Source organism: Parahaliea mediterranea, from assembly GCF_003402235.1.
Classification (GTDB): domain Bacteria; phylum Pseudomonadota; class Gammaproteobacteria; order Pseudomonadales; family Halieaceae; genus Parahaliea; species Parahaliea mediterranea.
On record NZ_QEWO01000002.1, the window covers coordinates 46,309 to 64,121 of the forward strand.

At 63.0% G+C, this 17,813-nt stretch carries 14 protein-coding genes; 1 reads left to right on the forward strand and 13 read right to left on the reverse strand.

Going from position 1 to position 17,813, the window contains the following annotated elements; genetic code table 11:
- From DDZ17_RS05835 to sdhC, 13 genes are all read right to left on the reverse strand, one after another.
- Complete coding sequence (locus DDZ17_RS05835) at positions 1 to 915, reverse strand: alpha/beta fold hydrolase (protein WP_206613464.1); 915 nt, start codon at positions 913 to 915, stop codon at positions 1 to 3.
- Entirely contained in the window at positions 912 to 1,415 is a 504-nt protein-coding gene (locus DDZ17_RS05840; RefSeq protein WP_116365050.1) for a SixA phosphatase family protein, read from the reverse strand. Before DDZ17_RS05840 ends, DDZ17_RS05835 begins: the two co-directional genes overlap by 4 nt.
- Positions 1,416 to 1,508: 93 nt before the next feature.
- Positions 1,509 to 2,525, reverse strand: coding sequence for an NAD(P)H-dependent glycerol-3-phosphate dehydrogenase (locus tag DDZ17_RS05845; protein WP_116365051.1), 1,017 nt, complete (start codon positions 2,523 to 2,525; stop codon positions 1,509 to 1,511).
- Positions 2,526 to 2,650: 125 nt separating this feature from the next.
- The gene (gene htpG, locus DDZ17_RS05850) at positions 2,651 to 4,591 is read right to left on the reverse strand and encodes a molecular chaperone HtpG (RefSeq protein ID WP_116365052.1); all 1,941 of its coding nucleotides are present in this window, start codon (positions 4,589 to 4,591) and stop codon (positions 2,651 to 2,653) included.
- 158 nt (positions 4,592 to 4,749) lie between these two features.
- On the reverse strand, positions 4,750 to 5,622 hold the full coding sequence (sucD, locus tag DDZ17_RS05855) for a succinate--CoA ligase subunit alpha (RefSeq protein ID WP_116365053.1): 873 nt from the start codon (positions 5,620 to 5,622) through the stop codon (positions 4,750 to 4,752).
- The gene (gene sucC, locus DDZ17_RS05860; RefSeq protein ID WP_116365054.1) at positions 5,622 to 6,791 is read right to left on the reverse strand and encodes an ADP-forming succinate--CoA ligase subunit beta; all 1,170 of its coding nucleotides are present in this window, start codon (positions 6,789 to 6,791) and stop codon (positions 5,622 to 5,624) included. Before sucC ends, sucD begins: the two co-directional genes overlap by 1 nt.
- Before the next feature lie 184 nt (positions 6,792 to 6,975).
- A complete protein-coding gene (gene lpdA, locus DDZ17_RS05865; protein WP_116365055.1) occupies positions 6,976 to 8,415 on the reverse strand; it encodes a dihydrolipoyl dehydrogenase in 1,440 nt (479 codons plus the stop codon).
- A 48-nt stretch (positions 8,416 to 8,463) separates the two neighbouring features.
- Positions 8,464 to 9,696, reverse strand: a complete 1,233-nt coding sequence (odhB, locus tag DDZ17_RS05870) for a 2-oxoglutarate dehydrogenase complex dihydrolipoyllysine-residue succinyltransferase (protein ID WP_116365056.1) — start codon at positions 9,694 to 9,696, stop codon at positions 8,464 to 8,466.
- Positions 9,697 to 9,720: 24 nt separating this feature from the next.
- On the reverse strand, positions 9,721 to 12,573 hold the full coding sequence (locus tag DDZ17_RS05875; RefSeq protein WP_206613465.1) for a 2-oxoglutarate dehydrogenase E1 component: 2,853 nt from the start codon (positions 12,571 to 12,573) through the stop codon (positions 9,721 to 9,723).
- A 184-nt stretch (positions 12,574 to 12,757) separates the two neighbouring features.
- Positions 12,758 to 13,462: a succinate dehydrogenase iron-sulfur subunit gene (locus tag DDZ17_RS05880; RefSeq protein ID WP_116365058.1), complete on the reverse strand. Its 705-nt coding sequence runs from the start codon at positions 13,460 to 13,462 to the stop codon at positions 12,758 to 12,760.
- A gap of 12 nt (positions 13,463 to 13,474) precedes the next feature.
- Positions 13,475 to 15,247 carry a succinate dehydrogenase flavoprotein subunit gene (sdhA, locus tag DDZ17_RS05885; RefSeq protein ID WP_116365059.1) on the reverse strand — a complete coding sequence of 591 codons (1,773 nt, stop codon included), beginning with the start codon at positions 15,245 to 15,247 and terminating at the stop codon, positions 13,475 to 13,477.
- A 3-nt stretch (positions 15,248 to 15,250) separates the two neighbouring features.
- A complete protein-coding gene (gene sdhD / locus DDZ17_RS05890; protein ID WP_116365060.1) occupies positions 15,251 to 15,613 on the reverse strand; it encodes a succinate dehydrogenase, hydrophobic membrane anchor protein in 363 nt (120 codons plus the stop codon).
- Positions 15,607 to 15,981, reverse strand: a complete 375-nt coding sequence (gene sdhC, locus DDZ17_RS05895; RefSeq protein WP_116365061.1) for a succinate dehydrogenase, cytochrome b556 subunit — start codon at positions 15,979 to 15,981, stop codon at positions 15,607 to 15,609. Before sdhC ends, sdhD begins: the two co-directional genes overlap by 7 nt.
- 345 nt (positions 15,982 to 16,326) lie before the next feature.
- On the opposite strand from sdhC, the gene gltA reads away from it, so the two are divergent.
- Positions 16,327 to 17,616 carry a citrate synthase gene (gene gltA, locus DDZ17_RS05900; protein WP_116365062.1) on the forward strand — a complete coding sequence of 430 codons (1,290 nt, stop codon included), beginning with the start codon at positions 16,327 to 16,329 and terminating at the stop codon, positions 17,614 to 17,616.
- Positions 17,617 to 17,813 lie beyond the last annotated feature (197 nt).

Genomic DNA, 17,813 nt, shown 5'->3' on the forward strand with positions numbered 1-17,813 from the left:
CTAATCCTGTGCCAGGAAGGCAAGCAGATCGGGAACCAGAGAGTCCACCACTGCCTCCATGTGGAAATGGTGGCCGCCGTCGACCTGCGTAACCCGCAGCTGCGGTATGTGGCCGCGCGCCAGCTCCACCAGTGGCTCATGCTGCATCATTCCGCGCCCTGCCCGCAACAGCAGCGCCGGGGCGCGAATGGCGCCCAGGGTGGCGCGAATTTGCCCATCGGTCATCTTCACCGCCGACGCGGCACGCAAGCGCGGGTCGATACGCCAGGCCCAGCCCTGCTCGCTGTCACCCTCCAGCCCACGCAGGGCCAGGGTTTCGGCGCACTCCCGGTTAAAGCCGTTGCGCACCCGGGCTTCCACCGCCGCATCACGGCTGGGGTAGCGCCGGGCCTGGCGGGCCAGGGCGCGGTCGCGTTCGCTGACAAAGCGGCCAAGCTGGAAGGGAAAGGCCGTCTCTGGCACCGCTTCGGGCACAATACCATCCAGCATGACGAGGTGGCTTATCCGCTGCGGCGCGGCAGCGGCCACCAAGGTGGCAATGATGCCACCGCGGGAATGCCCGAGCAGCGCGCAGCGCTGCCAGCCGAGCCGATCCAGCAGCGTGATCAGCTGGGGCACGTCATCCCAAATCTGGTAGGTGGCATCGGCGGAGCGAAAACTACTACGGCCCTGCCCGCTGAGGTCTACCGCCACCACCCGGCAGCCGGTGAGCTGTGGGGCGAGCCGGGCAAAGCTGGCGGCGTTGTCCTGCCAGCCGTGCAGGGCCAGCACCGGCTGGCCGTCCTGCGGCCCCCAGCAGAGCCCGGCCAGGCGCAGGCCGTCGATCTCCCAGTGCGCCTCCTCGGCCTGGGACATGGCCTGCGCTACCGCAGCCGAAACCCCGGCGGATACAACACCACTGACCGGCGAAGTCACAGGCCGGCCTCGTAGTGCGGTGGGAAGGCCCACCACAGCAGACGCGCACAGCCGGCGGCGGGGGCATCCAGCTGCAGGCTGACCAGCCCGCCCGGGGGGTGGGGCGGCGCCGCGCGCGACTCGCCGAGCCAGTGATCCACCAGCGCCGACACCAGCGGCTGGTGCGATACCAGAATCAGGTGTCGCGGCGCGCTGACATCGCCCCAGAGAGGTTCCAGGGCCTGTTCAACGTCGGCGGGTTCAGCGCCGGGTATCAGCGCCTCTTCGGCGCGGTGTGGCAGTGTGGGATGGCCCAGCAACAGCAAGCCGGCGGTTTGGGTGGTACGCACCCAGCGGCTGTGCCAGAGCGCGTCTGGCACTGGCAGGTTGCGCTGGGCACACAGGCCCCACTGGCGGCCGGCGCCGGTGCTGATGTCCCGTTCACCCTGGAGCGTCAGCGGCCGCAGGCGATCTTCTGCAGCCCGGCCCGCCTCCCCGTGCCGCCACACTGTCAGGATCATTACACATCTCCCTGGGGGGGGCGGCATGCTCCACCGCCACCGTTGTTATGACTGTCTGCGCTGTCGCGCCGTCCACAATCCGCCCCACAGCGGCTAGCCGGCAACAAATTCCACATCCTGCGCCTGTTCGCGGGTCATCATATCACTGAACAATTCCGACACCGGGCGACTGTGGTGGAGGATGTCGTACAGGCCGTTGACCAGCGGCATGGGCACGCCGCGCTGCTCCGCCTGGGCCTTCAGCAGCTCCAGGGTATTGATGCCCTCGGCGACCTGATCCATAGCCGCCAGCACCTCCGAAAGCGGTTGGCCGCGCCCGATGGCCTGGCCGATGCGGTAGTTGCGCGACAGGGGCGACGAGCAGGTAACAAACAGATCCCCTACCCCGGCGAGGCCAAGGAAGGTCATCGGGTTGGCGCCGCAGTGCACGGCAAAGCGGGACATTTCGCTCAGCGCCCGGGTCAGCAGCAGGCCGCTGGTGTTTTCCCCAAAGTCGAGGGCATCCCCCAGGCCAGCGAGAATGGCGTACACGTTCTTCAGGGCCCCGCCAAGCTCCACGCCGTACATATCGCCGGAGCCGTAGATGAGGAAGCGGTCGCTGTGCAGCAGGTCGTGCAAGGTGGTGTTGATAGCATCGCTGCGCGAGGCCACCACCGCCCCGGCAATACCGCCGGCGGCGATCTCCCCCGCCAGGTTGGGACCGCTGAGCACGGCGCAGGGGTTCTCCGGCAGCTCCTGGGCGAGGATTTCACTCATCAGGTGAAAGCCGGGCGCCTCGATGCCCTTGGTGAGGCTGACCAGCAGGGCCTGGGGCGACAGCAGGCCCGCCAACCGCCGGGCCACTTCACGGAAGGAGGCGCTGGGCACCGCCAGAAACAGAATGTCGATAGCGCTGACGGCGTCTTCCAGCGAGGTGGTGGCGCGCAGTTTGTCGTCCAGCCGATAGCCCGGCAGGTATTCGGCGTTTTCGCGGGCGCTGTTGATGGCCTCAACCCGCGCGTCATTGCGCAGCCACAGGCAAACCGGGTGGCCGTTGCAGGCAATGAGATTGGCAACCACAGTGCCAAAACTACCGCCGCCGAGCACTGCGACGCGGTGGGTGTGCATCATAGGGAGTTCCTGCATTTATTGTGATCGACCCCGCCGGGCTGGCCCGGGCGGGGTCGAGTCTAACAGCTTTGGCGCGGCCTGCACTGGCGCGGCCAGCGATGGCGCGGCCAGCTTTGGCGTGCGCCTCAACCGGCCATGGTGGCCAGCAGCAGCTTGTTGAGGCGCGCCACGTAGCTGGCGGGGTCTTCCAGCTGCCCGCCCTCAGCGAGGGTGGCCTGATCGAAGACGATATTGGCGAGGTCGGCGTAGCGATCCTCGTCCGCTTCGGCGTCGAGCATTTTCACCAGCGGGTGCTGGGGGTTCACCTCGAGGATGGGCTTGCTGTCCGGCACCGGCTGGCCAGCGGCCTCCATAATGCGGCGCATCTGCGCGCCCATGTCGTAGTCTCCCACCACCAGGCAGGCGGCGGACTCGGTCAGGCGGGCGGTGGCGCGCACTTCAGACACTTTGTCTTCCAGCACTTTGGCCAGGCGCTCTACCAGGCCTTCGCTGTCCTTCTGCAGCTTCTCCTGCTCGGCCTTCTCCTCCTCGGAATCGGCGGCCAGGTCGAGGGCACCGCGCGCCACGTCCTGCAGCTGCTTGCCGTCGAACGCCTGCAGATGGTTCATCAGCCAGTCGTCCACGCGATCCGACAGCAGCAACACCTCGATGCCCTTCTTGCGGAACACTTCCAAATGGGGGCTGCTCTTGGCGGTGTTGAAGTTTTCCGCCACCACGTAGTAGATCTTGTCCTGACCGTCCTTCATACGCGACACGTAGTCTTCCAGGGACTGGTCCTGCTCGGCCTTGTCGGTGTGGGTGGTGGCAAAGCGCAGCAGCTTGGCAATTTTCTCTTTGTTGGCAAAGTCCTCCGCGGGGCCTTCCTTCAACACCTGGCCAAATTCCTTCCAGAAGGTGGCGTAGTCGTCACCGTCTTTCTTGGCCAGCTTGCCCAGCATGTCCAGCACCCGCTTGGTCAGGGCCGAACGCATGGATTCCACTGCCCCGTCCTGCTGCAGAATTTCGCGGGATACGTTCAGGGGCAGGTCGTTGGAGTCCACCACGCCTTTCACAAAGCGCAGGTACAGCGGCAGGAACTGCTCGGCTTCATCCATGATGAAGGTGCGCTGCACGTAGAACTTGAGGCCGCGGGCCATGTCGCGGTTCCACATATCAAAGGGCGCGCGCTTGGGCAGGTACAGCAGGCTGGTGTACTCCAGCTTGCCTTCCACCTTGTTGTGGCTCCAGCTCAGGGGCTCGTCAAAATCGTGGGACACATGACGGTAGAAGGCCTTGTACTCGTCGTCGCTGACCTCGCCCCGGGGGCGGGTCCACAGGGCAGTGGCCTCGTTGACCGCTTCGTACTCGGGGGCCTTTTCTTCTGCCTTGGCTTGGTCTTCAGACTTAGCTTCCTCATCCTCGTCGCCAGTGGGCATGTCCGGCTTCAACATCAGCACCGGCACAGAGATGTGATCCGAGTACTTCTTGATCACACTGCGCACGCGGAAATCGTCGGCGAATTCCTTGCAGTCATCCTTCAGGAACAAGGTAATGGCGGTACCACGGTTGTCCTTGGCGCGCGGCTCAATGGTGAATTCCGCCTCGCCGGCGGACTCCCATACCACGCCGCTGTCGGCGCCATCGCCCGCCTTGCGGGTGTGTACCTGCACGCGGTCGGCAACAATAAAGCCGGAATAAAAGCCCACGCCAAACTGGCCGATCAACTGGGAGTCCTTCTTCTGGTCGCCGGTGAGGTTCTCCAGGAAGGTGGCGGTGCCGGATTTGGCGATGGTGCCCAGGTTCTCGATCACCTCCTCGCGCGTCATGCCAATGCCGTTGTCGCTGATGGTGATGGTGCCGGCGTCTTTGTCGACATCCACCTGAATCTGGTAATCGCCCTGCCCTTCCAGCAACGCGTCGTCCGCCAGGGCTGCAAAGCGCAGCTTGTCGATGGCATCGGAGGCGTTGGAAATCAGCTCACGCAGGAAAATCTCCCGGTTGCTGTACAGGGAGTGAATCATCAGGTGCAGGAGTTGCTTGGCTTCGGTCTGGAAGCCCAGGGTTTCTTTCTGAACGTCGGCGGTCATGGGTCCCTCGTGCTTGATCTGTGGTTGGGATGACTGTCAGGGGGCAAACATGGGGACGCCACGGCGGAAATTCAAGGGAGACCGGCATCCTTTGCGCCGCACAACGAAAAAGGCCCCGCCAGCCTGCGCTGACGGGGCCCTTTAACAGCGAGCGTAAGTTACCAGCCGGTCACTTCCGCCAGCGCGCTGCCGATCTCGGCCAGGGAGCGCACGGTTTTTACACCGGCGTCTTCCAGGGCGGCGAACTTCTCATCGGCGGTGCCTTTACCGCCGGAGATGATGGCCCCCGCGTGGCCCATACGCTTGCCTTTGGGCGCGGTGACACCGGCAATGTAGGACACCACCGGCTTGGAGACATTGGCCTTGATGTAGGCGGCCGCCTCTTCTTCGGCGGTGCCGCCGATTTCACCGATCATGACGATGGCTTCGGTGGCCGGGTCCTTCTCGAACATTTCCAGAATGTCGATGAAGTTGGAACCGGGGATCGGGTCGCCGCCGATGCCCACACAGGTGGACTGGCCGAAGCCGGCGTCGGTGGTCTGCTTGACCGCTTCGTAGGTCAGGGTGCCGGAGCGGGAAACAATGCCCACTTTGCCGGGCAGGTGAATGTGACCCGGCATGATACCGATCTTGCACTCGCCGGGGGTGATGACACCGGGGCAGTTGGGGCCGATCAGGCGCACGCCCAGTTCGTCGCACTTCACTTTCGCGTCCAGCATGTCCAGGGTGGGAATGCCCTCGGTGATGCACACGATGAGCTTGATGCCGGCGTTGGCCGCTTCCAGGATGGAGTCCTTGCAGAAGGGCGCGGGCACGTAGATGACGGAGGCATCGGCGCCGGTGGCTTCCACGGCTTCGGCCACGGTGTTGAAAACGGGCAGGCCCAGGTGCTCCTGGCCGCCCTTGCCGGGGGTAACGCCGCCGACCATCTGGGTGCCGTAGGCAATGGCCTGCTCGGAGTGGAAGGTGCCCTGGGAGCCGGTGAAGCCCTGGCAGATTACCTTGGTGTTCTTGTCGATCAGAATGCTCATTATGCTGCACCTCCCGCTGCTTTAACTGCCTGCTGAGCAGCGTCTGTGAGGCTGGTGGCAGCAATGATGTTCAATCCACTGTCGGCCAGCACTTTCTGGCCCAGTTCCGCGTTGTTACCTTCCAGGCGCACAACCACCGGCACTTTCACGCCGATTTCCTCAACCGCGCCAATCACGCCTTCGGCGATCAGGTCACAGCGCACAATGCCGCCGAAGATGTTGATCAGGACGGCCTTCACCTTGTCGTCGGACAGGATGATTTTGAAGGCCTCGGAGACGCGCTCTTTGGTGGCGCCGCCGCCCACGTCCAGGAAGTTGGCGGGGAAGCCGCCGTGCAGGGCGACGATATCCATGGTGCCCATGGCCAGGCCAGCGCCGTTGACCATGCAGCCGATGTTGCCATCCAGGGCCACGTAGTTGAGTTCCCACTTGGCAGCGTGAGCTTCGCGCTCGTCTTCCTGGGAGGGATCGTGCATCTCGGCCAGTTGCTTCTGGCGGTAGATGGCATTGCCGTCAACGCCGAGCTTGGCGTCCAGGCAGTGCAGGTTGCCCTCGGTGGTGATCACCAGCGGGTTGATCTCGATCAGGGCCAGGTCTTTTTCCTCAAACAGCTGCGCCAGACCCAGGAAGATCTTCACAAACTGCTTGATCTGGTCGCCTTGCAGGCCCAGCTTGAAGGCCAGTTCACGGCCCTGGTAGGGCTGTGCGCCCACCAACGGGTCGATGGTGGCGCGGAGGATTTTCTCGGGGGTTTCCTCGGCCACTTTCTCGATTTCCACGCCGCCTTCGGTGGAGGCCATGAAAACGATGCGACGGGTGGCGCGATCCACTACCGCACCCAGGTAGAGCTCTTCGGCGATGTCGGTGCAGGATTCCACCAGGATCTTGCTGACCGGCTGGCCGTTTTCGTCGGTCTGGTAGGTCACCAGGTTCTTGCCCAGCCAGTTGGCGGCAAATTCGCGCACTTCGTCGGTGGTCTTGACCAGCTTCACGCCGCCGGCCTTACCACGGCCGCCCGCGTGCACCTGGGCTTTCACCACCCACATGTCGCCGCCGATCTGCTCGGCAGCTTTGACGGCATCCTCTGGGGTGTCGACCGCGTGCCCTTTGGACACCGGCAGACCGTATTCGGCAAACAGCTGTTTGCCCTGGTACTCATGAAGGTTCATGCTCTATCCCGTTCTCGTCTTGGGTTAAGGTTTACCCGGTGCGGAGGCCGTCATTAGCTCCCGTCACCTGCTGTTGCCTCCGGCACCAAAGTTAGGCTCTTATGCTTGCGCGCCGGGGACGGATTCTACTCCTTCATTACGCAAACTGCCCTCTCGGGCAGTTTGGCATTTCGCCCGTGGGCGATTATTTGCGCTTCTTGCGGTTGGCAATGTGGATGGCGTGGCCGTCCACCGCCAGCGCGGCTTCGTGCACCGCTTCGGACAGGGTCGGGTGACCAAACACGGTGAGGGCGAGGTCTTCCGCGCTGGAGCCGAACTCCATCGCAATCACCACCTGCTGCACCAGGTCCGCCGCGGAGGGGCCAACAATGTGGCAGCCCAGGATGCGGTCGGTCTCGGCATCCGCCAGCATTTTCACCATGCCGTCGGAATCGTTCGCCGCCAGGGCGCGGCCGCTGGCCACAAAGGGGAAGACACCGGCTTTGTAGTCGATGCCCTCGGCCTTCAGCTGCTGCTCGGTTTTGCCCACGGCGGCCACTTCCGGGTGGGTGTAGATCACCGAGGGAATGACATCGTAGTTCATCTGCACCGGCTTGCCGGCGATGCGCTCGGCCACCATCACGCCCTCTTCCGAGCCCTTGTGGGCCAGCATCGGGCCGCGCACCACGTCGCCCACGGCGTACACATGGGGCGCTTCGGTGGCGCAGTAGTCGTCCACGTAGATGAAGCCGCGCTCATCCAGTGACACGCCGCTGTCGGAGGCCAGCAGCTCTTCGGAGCGCGGGCGGCGGCCCACGGCGACGATGAGCTTGTCAAAGACTTCTTTGTGCTCGCCATCGGCGCTGCTGTAGGTCACCTCGACCTGGCCCTTGCCGACCTCGGCCTTGGTCACGCGGGTGCCAAGGCGAATGTCCAGACCCTGTTTTTTCAGGATCTTGGCGGTTTCCTTGGCGATCTGCACGTCCATCATCGGCAGGAATTCATCCAGCGCTTCCAGCACCACCACTTCGGCGCCGAGGCGGCCCCACACGCTGCCAAGCTCCAGGCCAATGACCCCGGCGCCAATGACACCCAGGCGCTTGGGCACGTCGGTGAATTCCAGTGCGCCGGTGGAGTCGACGATGTATTCGCCATCCACCGGGGCCGGGGGAATGTTCACCGGCACGGAACCCGCGGCGATGATCACGTTGCCCGCTTCCAGCACGCTGACTTCGCCCTTGGCGTTGGTGACCTCCACCTTGGCGCCCGCGAGCACCTTGCCGCGCCCCTGAATGGGGGTAACGCCATTGTGCTTGAACAGGCCGGCGATACCGCCGGTGAGCTGGCCGACGATTTTGTCTTTGCGCGCGAGCATGGCGGCAACGTCAATCTTCGGCTTGCTGACGCCGATGCCGTGTTCCTGGAAGTGGTCGCGGGCCTCCACAAACTTGTGACTGGAATCCAGCAAGGCCTTGGAGGGAATGCAGCCCACGTTCAGGCAGGTGCCGCCGAGCTTGACCTCGCCCTTGTCGTCCAGCCACTGCTCTACACAGGCGGTATTCAAGCCCAACTGGGCAGCCTTGATGGCTGCCACATAGCCGGCGGGGCCAGAGCCAATTACTACTACATCGAATTTGTCAGACATGGTGTGTCCCGTTGTCAGTGCGTTGCTTAGCCGATTATGCGCGCAATATTACAGTTGCAGCAGAATGCGCGCCGGGTCTTCGATCAGGTCCTTCACCGCCACCAGGAACTGCACGGCGGTCTTGCCATCGATCAGGCGATGGTCGTAGGACAGGGCCAGGTACATCATCGGCAAAATTTCCACCTTGCCGTTCACCGCCATCGGCCGCTCCTGGATTTTGTGCATACCCAGGATACCGGTCTGCGGCGGGTTGAGAATCGGCGTCGACATCAGCGAGCCGAACACACCGCCGTTGGTCACGGTGAAGGTGCCGCCGGTCATATCGTCGATGGACAGCTTGTTATCGCGGGCCTTGAGGCCCAGGTCGCGAATGGCCGCTTCCACGTCCGCCAGGCTCATGAAGTCGGCGTCGCGCAGCACCGGCACCACCAGCCCATTGTCGGTGGACACGGCCACGCCGATGTCCTGGTAGCCGTGGTAGACCACGTCGTTGCCATCGATAGAGGCGTTCACCTCGGGGAAGCGCTTGAGCGCCTCGCAGCAGGCTTTAACAAAGAAGCCCATGAAGCCCAGGCGCGTGCCATTGTGGATCTTCTCGAACTGGTCTTTGTACTTGCTGCGCAGCTCCATTACCGGCGCCATGTTCACCTCGTTGAAGGTGGTGAGCATGGCGGTTTCCTGGGAGGCCTGCAGCAGGCGCTGGGCAATGCGCGCGCGCATGCGGGTCATCGGCACGCGCTTCTCGACACGCTCGCCGGAGGGTGTGGTGGCAGCGGCAGGCGCCGGAGCGGGCTCTGGCGCTTTGGCCTTGGCCTTGGCCTCCGCCTTGGGTGCGTTTTTCAGGTGGTTGAGTACATCTTCCTTGGTGACGCGGCCGCCCTTACCGGTGCCGGCAATCTGGCTGGCATCGAGCTTGTGCTCTTCCACCAGCTGGCGGGCGGCGGGGCCCAGCACCGGCTCGGCGGTGCTGTCGGACGCGGCCTCGGCCACCGGCGCGGCGGGTTCCGCCTTGGCGGCGCTCGGGCTGCCAGCGGACGCCGCGGCACCCACTTCGAGGTCGGCCAGCAGTTGCTCGCTCTCGATGGTGTCGCCCTCGCCGGCGTAGATCTTGGTGATCACACCGTCTTCGGGAGCGACCACTTCCATCACCACCTTGTCGGTTTCGATTTCCACCAGCAGCTCGTCGCGAGCAACGGCTTCCCCTTCCTGCTTGTGCCAAACAGCGATTTCACCGTCGGCAACGGATTCCGGGAATGTGGGTGCCTTGATTTTGTGTGCCATTTCGCTTCCTTTAAATGCGATCGCTTATGCCTGGGGCCGGGGGCCCAGGGCTTCATTGATAAACCGTTCCTGCTGCTCGAGGTGCAGCGCCATGTAACCCGCCGCCGGCGCCGCCGACGGGTCGCGACCCACATAGCTGAGATAGACATCGCTCTTGTGGGCGTGAATCACGCGCCGCATGTGGTGCTGGCTGGCGTACCAGGCGCCCTGGTTCATGGGCTCTTCCTGGCACCAGATGACCTCTTCCACATTGGGATAGGCGCTCAGAATCTGCAGCAGCTCAGCTTCCGGGAAGGGGTAGAGCTGCTCCAGGCGGATGATGGCGATATCCTCGATCTCCCGCTCCCGGCGCGCGGCGCGCAGGTCGTAGAACACCTTGCCGGCGCACAGGATAACGCGCTTGACCGCCGACTTGTTGAGATCGTCGGTTTCGTCCAGCACGTTGTGGAAGTGGCCGTGGGCCAGGTCTTCCAGGGATGAGATGGCCTCCTTGTGGCGCAGCAGGCTCTTGGGCGACATCACCACCAGCGGCTTGCGCAGGGGACGAATGGCCTGGCGGCGCAGCATGTGGAAGACCTGGGCCGGCGTGGTGGGCACACAGACCTGAATGTTGTGCTCGGCGCACAGCTGCATGAAGCGCTCCAGACGGGCCGATGAGTGCTCGGGGCCCTGCCCTTCGTAACCGTGGGGCAGCAGCATGGTCAGGCCACACAGGCGCGACCACTTGTGCTCGCCAGAGGTGATGAACTGGTCGATCACCACCTGGGCGCCGTTGGCGAAGTCGCCGAACTGGGCCTCCCAGATCACCAGGCCGGTTGGCGAGGTGGTGGCGTAGCCGTATTCGAAGGCCAGTACGGCCTCCTCTGACAGCAGGGAGTCGTGGATGGTGAAATCCGCCTGGTCCTCGCTCACGTGCTGCAGCGGAATGTAGAGGCTCTCGTCCTTCTGGTTGTGCAGCACCGCGTGACGGTGGGAGAAGGTGCCGCGGCCCACGTCCTGCCCGGTCAGGCGCACCGGGTAGCCGTCCTGCAGCAGCGACGCATAGGCCAGGGTCTCGGCGGCACCCCAGTTCAGGGGCATGGCGCCGGCGGCCATCTTGCGGCGGTCCTCAAAGATTTTGTTTACCTGGCGCTGCACCGGGAAGCCGTCCGGCAGCACGTTGCTGTCGTGGGCCAGGGTCTGCAATGCCTGCAGATCCATACCGGTGTCGGCGTGCAGGGTCCACTCGTGGCCGAGGTAGGGGCTCCAGTCCACGAACATGCTTTTGTTCGGTTCCGACACCAGGCTGCTGACCAGCGGTTCGCCGCGGTCCAGCGACTCGCGATAGCCGTCCATCAGGCGCTGGTCTTCCTCGGCGCTGATCACACCCTGGGCGATCAGACGTTCGGCATAGAGATCGCGGGTGGACTTCTGCTTGCGGATCTGCTGGTACATCAGCGGCTGGGTCACCGAGGGCTCGTCGGCTTCGTTGTGGCCCCGGCGGCGGTAGCAGACCAGGTCGATCACAACGTCCTTGTGGAACTCGTTGCGGTAATCCACTGCCATCTGGGTGACAAACAGCACCGCCTCCGGGTCATCGGCGTTCACGTGGAAAATTGGCGCCTGCACCATCTTGGCGACGTCGGTGCAGTACTCGGTAGAGCGTGAGTCCTCGCGCTCGCTGGTGGTAAAACCCACCTGGTTGTTGAGCACGATATGCACCGTCCCGCCGGTCTTGTAGGCGCGGGTCTGGGACATCTGGAAGGTTTCCATCACCACGCCCTGGCCGGCAAAGGCGGCGTCGCCGTGAATGACGATGGGTACCACCTTGTGACCGACCGTGTCGTCCCGGCGATCCTGGCGCGCGCGTACGGAACCCTCCACCACCGGGGAGACAATCTCCAGGTGAGAGGGGTTGAAGGCCAGCGCCATGTGCAACTCGCCACCGGGGGTCATGACATTGGAAGAGAAGCCCTGGTGGTATTTCACGTCGCCGGAGCTCTGGTAGGTGGCGCGCCCCTCGAACTCGGCAAACAGTTCACTCGGGTTCTTGCCGAAAATATTGACCAGCACGTTCAGGCGGCCGCGGTGGGCCATGCCGATCACGATTTCCTGGGCGCCGTAGCCACCCAGGCGCTGCACCATCTCGCTCAGCATGGGGATCAGGCTCTCGCCACCCTCCAGGCCAAAACGCTTGGTGCCGGGGTATTTGGAGCCCAGGGACTTTTCCAGCCCCTCGGCCTTAATCAGCCGCTTGAGCAGCGTAGTGCGGACTTCATTGCCCCACTCCGGCGCCGAGCGCACGGACTCCATCCGCTGCATCACCCAGTGGCGCTCATCGGTGTTAACGATGTGCATGAACTCGGCGCCAATAGTGTGACAGTAGGTCTTCTCCAGCGCATCGACGATCTCGCCAAGACTGGCGTCCGCCTTGCCAATGTACAGGCTGGCGGTCTGGAACACAGTGTCCAGGTCGGCGGCGGACAGCTGGTGAAAGCCGAGGTCGAGATCCGGCACTGGCTCGCGCACGTGCAGGCTCAAAGGATCCAGGGAAGCCTTCTGGTGCCCGCGCTGGCGATAGGCGGAAATCAGCTGGACGACCTTGACCTGTTTGCGCTCGTATTCGGTGGCCTGGGAGTCGTGGGCCACCGTGGCTTCGGTCCGCACGCGCATCTTGGAGATGCGGGCAAACTGTTCGCGAATAGTGGAGTGGGGAATGTCCTGAATAACGGCGGACTTGGATTCGACCCGCGGCAGGGTGTCGAAATAACTGCGCCACTGCTCCGGCACTGAATTGGGATCAGTGAGGTAGGTTTCGTACAGGTCTTCCACGTAGGTGGCGTTGCCACCTGCGATGTGCGAACTCCGCCACAGGAGTTCCATTGAGCTTTCTTGCATCGTGACCTTTCCGGCAAGGTAAAACGGCCGGTGCCCGGCGAACTGCAAGCGAGAGTGGACCACCTTGCAGGGGGGCGCCGCGGCCCCGGTCCCAGAGTGTTCACCCGTTGCCGCCCCTTGAACCAGGGACGGTAACGGTCCTTAAACTACTTAAAAATCAAATGCTTGCTGACACTTCTTTATGTCAGGTGGCACGAGACAGCAGCATGTTGCGGATGTGCCCAATGGCCCGGGTCGGGTTCAGGCCCTTGGGGCACACGTTGACACAGTTCTGGATGCCATGACAACGGAATACGCTGAAGGGGTCATCCAGTTTCGCCAGCCGCTCTTCGGTGGCGGTGTCACGACTATCGGCCAGAAAGCGGTAAGACTGTAGCAGACCGGCGGGGCCGATGAAGCGATCCGGGTTCCACCAGAACGACGGACAGCTGGTTGAGCAGCAGGCGCACAGGATGCACTCGTAGAGGCCGTCCAGCTTGGCGCGGTCCTCGGGCGATTGCAGGCGCTCGATAGCCGGTGCCGGGCTGTTGTTCTGCAGGTAGGGCTGCACCTTCTCGTACTGGGCGTAGAACATGCTCATGTCCACGATCAGGTCGCGAATGACCGGCAGGCCGGGCAGCGGGCGCAGCACCAGCTTGTTGCCCTTCACCGTCGCCGACAGCGGGGTGATGCAGGCCAGGCCGTTCTTGCCGTTCATGTTCAGGCCGTCGGAGCCACACACGCCCTCGCGGCAGGAGCGGCGATAGGTGATGGTGGTGTCCTGGGACTTGAGCTGCTCCAGTACGTCCAGCACCATCAGGTCCTTGCCCTGGGTGTCGAAGTCAAAGTCCTGCATGTAGGGCTTGTCGTCGACTTCCGGGTTGTAGCGGTAAATACTGACTTTCAACATCGCTGGGGCCTCTTAGTAAGTCCGCGTCTTGGGCTGGAAGGTGTCCACGGTCTTCGGCGCAAAGTTCACCGCGCGCTTGCCCACACGCTTTTCACCGGGGAAGTACATGGAGTGACACAGCCAGTTCTCGTCGTCGCGATCCTGGTAATCGTCACGGGCGTGGGCACCGCGGGATTCCTTGCGCTCTTCGGCGGCAATGGCAGTTGCCTCGGCCACTTCGAACAGGTTGTGCAGTTCCAGCGCCTCGATACGGGCGGTGTTGAAGGCCTGGCTCTTGTCTTCCAGGGCAGCATTCTCGATGCGCCCGCGCAGGTCGGCCAGCTTCTGGATACCCTCCTGCATGAACTTCTCGTTGCGGAATACACCGAAGTGGTTCTGCATGGTGGTCTGCAGTTCCTTGCGCAGGTCCGCCACCTTCTCGCCGCCGGTGGAGTTGTTCAGCTTGTCGAGACGACTCATGGCCTGTTCGATGTCGCTGTCGGAAGCGTCGCGCATCTCGATGCCTTCGCGCAGGGCCTTCTCGATGAACAGGCCCGAGGCGCGGCCGAACACCACCAGGTCCAGCAGCGAGTTGCCACCCAGGCGGTTGGCACCGTGCACGGAAACGCAGGCCACTTCGCCACAGGCGTACAGGCCGGGGATCACCACATCGTTGCCGCTGGCGTCCACGGTGAGCGCCTGGCCGTGAACATTGGTGGGAATGCCACCCATCATGTAGTGACAGGTGGGCACCACCGGCACCGGCTCGTGTACTGGGTTGGCGTGGGCAAAGGTTTCGGACAGCTCACAGATACCCGGCAGTCGGCTGTGCAGCACTTCCTCGCCCAGGTGGTCGAGCTTCAGGTAAACGTGGTCGCCCTCGGGGCCACAGCCGCGGCCTTCGAGAATCTCCATCACCATGGAGCGGGCCACCACGTCGCGGCCGGCCAGGTCCTTGGCGTTGGGGGCATAGCGCTCCATAAAGCGCTCGCCGTCCTTGTTGACCAGATAACCACCCTCGCCCCGGCAACCTTCGGTTACCAGCACGCCGGCGCCGTGAATGCCAGTGGGGTGGAACTGCCACATCTCGATGTCCTGCACCGGGAAGCCGGCGCGCAGGGCCATGCCGATACCGTCGCCGGTATTGATGTGGGCATTGGTGGTGGATGCGTAAATACGCCCTGCCCCGCCGGTGGCAAACACCGTGGCCTTGGACTTCACATAGACGGTTTCACCGGTTTCCATGCAGATGGCGATCACGCCAACCACGGCACCGTCCTGGTTTTTTACGATGTCAGTGGCGTACCACTCGTTGAAGAACACGGTGTTGTTCTTCATGTTGCCCTGGTACAGGGTGTGCAGCAGGGCGTGGCCGGTGCGATCCGCTGCGGCGCAGGTGCGCGCCGCCTGGCCACCCTCGCCAAAGTTCTTGGACTGGCCACCGAAAGGACGCTGGTAGATGCGGCCCTCTTCGGTGCGCGAGAACGGCAGGCCCATGTGCTCCAGTTCGAACACCGCCTCGGGGCCCACGCTGCACATGTATTCGATGGCGTCCTGGTCACCGATGTAATCGGAGCCCTTGACGGTGTCGTACATGTGCCAGCGCCAGTCATCCTGCGGATCGGCACTGGCAATGGCACAGGTAATGCCGCCCTGGGCGGATACGGTGTGGGAACGGGTGGGGAAAACCTTGGAGATTACCGCCGTTTTGTAGCCGGACTGGGCCAGCTGCAGGGCCGCGCGCATACCGGCGCCGCCGCCACCGACGATCACGCCGTCAAAGGAAATCGTACGCATATTCGCCATAGCTTAATAACCCCACAGGATCTGGACGCCCCAGACCACATAAACAAAAATGGTGACCATGACCAGCAGTTGCAAGGCCACCCGCAGCACATTGCCCTTGGCGCCCATGAGGCGCTCAGTCAGGTAGTCCGTCAGCACGACCCAGATACCGATCCAGGCATGAGCCGCCAGCGACAACAGGGCCATCAGGCTGAACACCTTCACCCAGGTGTGGGCAAAGAGGGCCTTCCAGGCGATGTAGTCAACGCCACCAATGAGGTTGCTACCAATAAAGAGGAAGTAGGCCAGCAGGATAACGCCGCTGACCCGCTGCACCAGCCAGTCAGAGGTGCCTGAACGACCAAAACTCGTCACTGCAGTTACCATACCCACACCCCCGCAAGAACACTCAGGACAATCGACAGGCCAATCACCAGGCGCGCGCCCAGCACACCGCCGCGCATGGATTCACCGTAGCCGAAATCCATGATCAGGTGCTTGATACCGGCCAGCGAGTGATAGATGAGGCCGACGAGCACCGCCCACAGCACCAGCTTGGCGACGGGGCTGGTCAAGCACTCCTTCAGGGTGGCGAAGCTCTCGGGGCTCTTGAGGCTGGCATCCAATATATAAAGAAGCACGGCCATGCCGACAAAAAGGAATACGCCAGAGGCGCGGTGGGTAATGGACGTCCATGCGGTTATGGGGAGCCGCATGGTACCAATGTCCAAGTTCACGGGACGTTTGTCATTCACAGTATGGGTACCATTGTTTTGACGCCAAAAATGGCGGTTACAGAGCCGACGGCAGCCGGGCGTTGCGCCCCCGCGAGAGGGGGCGGCCAAACCAAAACGCGCGAAATTATAAGGAGTCGGGGCGACGATTACAAACCTGTAATAAATAAGAGAAAGGACGCCGCCTGCCCGGCATGCGCCAAAAAATGGCTGCTGCGAACGTCGGCGAACATCGCCAATCCTGATTGGCGAATATCACCGCAGTATCTATCGACATAGGGCCAAAACCCGCCTTTCAATTGACAAAAGCTGACGAAACTCTATAGTTGGGCACCCCACAGAAACACACCTCTAGCAGGACTTTTCATGAGTGACAAAAAAGCGACATTGACCGTCGATGGCATCGACGAGGCCATTGATCTGCCGATTTATTCCGGCACCCTGGGGCCTGACGTGATAGACGTGGGCGGCCTCACCGGAAAAGGCATGTTCACCTACGACCCCGGTTTCGTTTCCACCGCCGCCTGTGAATCCCAGATCACCTACATCGACGGCGGTAAAGGCACCCTCCTCCACCGCGGCTACCCCATCGACCAGCTGGCCGAACAATCCGACTACCTCGAAACCTGTTACCTGCTGCTCTACGGAGAGCTGCCCTCCAAGGCTCAGTACGAAAAATTCGTCGGCACCGTTAAAAACCACACCATGGTGCACGAGCAGATCCGCACCTTCTTTAACGGCTTCCGCCGCGATGCCCACCCCATGGCCATCATGTGCGGCGTGGTGGGCGCACTGTCCGCCTTCTACCACGACTCCCTGAACATCTCCGACGAGCACCACCGCCAGGTGGCGGCCTTCCGCCTGATCGCCAAGATGCCTACCCTGGCCGCCATGAGCTACAAGTTCTCCATCGGCCAGCCCTTCATGTATCCCGACAACAGCATGGGCTACGCCGAGAACTTCCTGCACATGATGTTCGGCAACCCCTGCGAGCGCAGCAAGATCAGCCCCACCCTGGCCAAGGCCATGGATCGCATCTTCCTGCTGCACGCCGACCACGAACAGAACGCCTCTACCTCGACCGTGCGCCTGGCCGGCTCCTCTGGCGCCAACCCCTTCGCCTGTATCGCCGCGGGCATTGCCGCCCTGTGGGGCCCGTCCCACGGCGGTGCCAACGAAGCGGTGCTGGAGATGCTGGAAGAAATCGGCGATGTCTCGCGCATCGATGAATTCGTGGCCCGCGCCAAGGACAAGAACGACCCCTTCCGCCTGATGGGCTTTGGCCACCGCGTGTACAAGAACTTCGACCCACGCGCCAAAGTGATGAAAGAAGCCGCCGACGAGGTGCTGGCGGAGCTGGGCATTGAGAACGACCCGCTGCTGGCCATCGCCAAAAAGCTGGAGCAGATCGCCCTGGAAGACGAGTACTTCATCGAGAAGAAGCTCTACCCGAACGTGGACTTCTACTCCGGCATCATCCTCAAGGCCATCGGCATTCCCACCAGCATGTTCACAGTGATCTTTGCCGTGGGCCGTACCGTGGGCTGGATTGCCCACTGGCACGAAATGATCAGCGGCAGCTACCGCATCGGTCGCCCGCGCCAGCTGTACACCGGCCACCCGCAGCGCGACTACGTGGCGCTGGACAAGCGTTGATCGCCCGCTGACATCTGCCTGACGCAAAGGGCCAGCGCGAGAAATCCGCTGGCCCTTTTTTTGCGCCCGCCGCGGCGCTATTTTGTTGCGCGTCCGTCGTAGCAGCGCAATTCTGTTGTGCGCCCGACACGGTGCCATGCTGTTGTGCGCCCGACGCAGCGCAGGTGCCCTGCCTGGCCCACAACGAAAAAAGCCGC

Coding starts and splice junctions, on each gene's coding strand:
- odhB (WP_116365056.1), bottom strand. CDS start 9,696: ATGGCACACAAAATCAAGGCACCCACATTCCCGGAATCCGTTGCCGAC.
- DDZ17_RS05875 (WP_206613465.1), bottom strand. CDS start 12,573: ATGCAAGAAAGCTCAATGGAACTCCTGTGGCGGAGTTCGCACATCGCA.
- DDZ17_RS05880 (WP_116365058.1), bottom strand. CDS start 13,462: ATGTTGAAAGTCAGTATTTACCGCTACAACCCGGAAGTCGACGACAAG.
- gltA (WP_116365062.1), top strand. CDS start 16,327: ATGAGTGACAAAAAAGCGACATTGACCGTCGATGGCATCGACGAGGCC.
- htpG (WP_116365052.1), bottom strand. CDS start 4,591: ATGACCGCCGACGTTCAGAAAGAAACCCTGGGCTTCCAGACCGAAGCC.
- sdhD (WP_116365060.1), bottom strand. CDS start 15,613: ATGGTAACTGCAGTGACGAGTTTTGGTCGTTCAGGCACCTCTGACTGG.
- sdhA (WP_116365059.1), bottom strand. CDS start 15,247: ATGGCGAATATGCGTACGATTTCCTTTGACGGCGTGATCGTCGGTGGC.
- DDZ17_RS05845 (WP_116365051.1), bottom strand. CDS start 2,525: ATGATGCACACCCACCGCGTCGCAGTGCTCGGCGGCGGTAGTTTTGGC.
- DDZ17_RS05840 (WP_116365050.1), bottom strand. CDS start 1,415: ATGATCCTGACAGTGTGGCGGCACGGGGAGGCGGGCCGGGCTGCAGAA.
- sucD (WP_116365053.1), bottom strand. CDS start 5,622: ATGAGCATTCTGATCGACAAGAACACCAAGGTAATCTGCCAGGGCTTC.
- sucC (WP_116365054.1), bottom strand. CDS start 6,791: ATGAACCTTCATGAGTACCAGGGCAAACAGCTGTTTGCCGAATACGGT.
- lpdA (WP_116365055.1), bottom strand. CDS start 8,415: ATGTCTGACAAATTCGATGTAGTAGTAATTGGCTCTGGCCCCGCCGGC.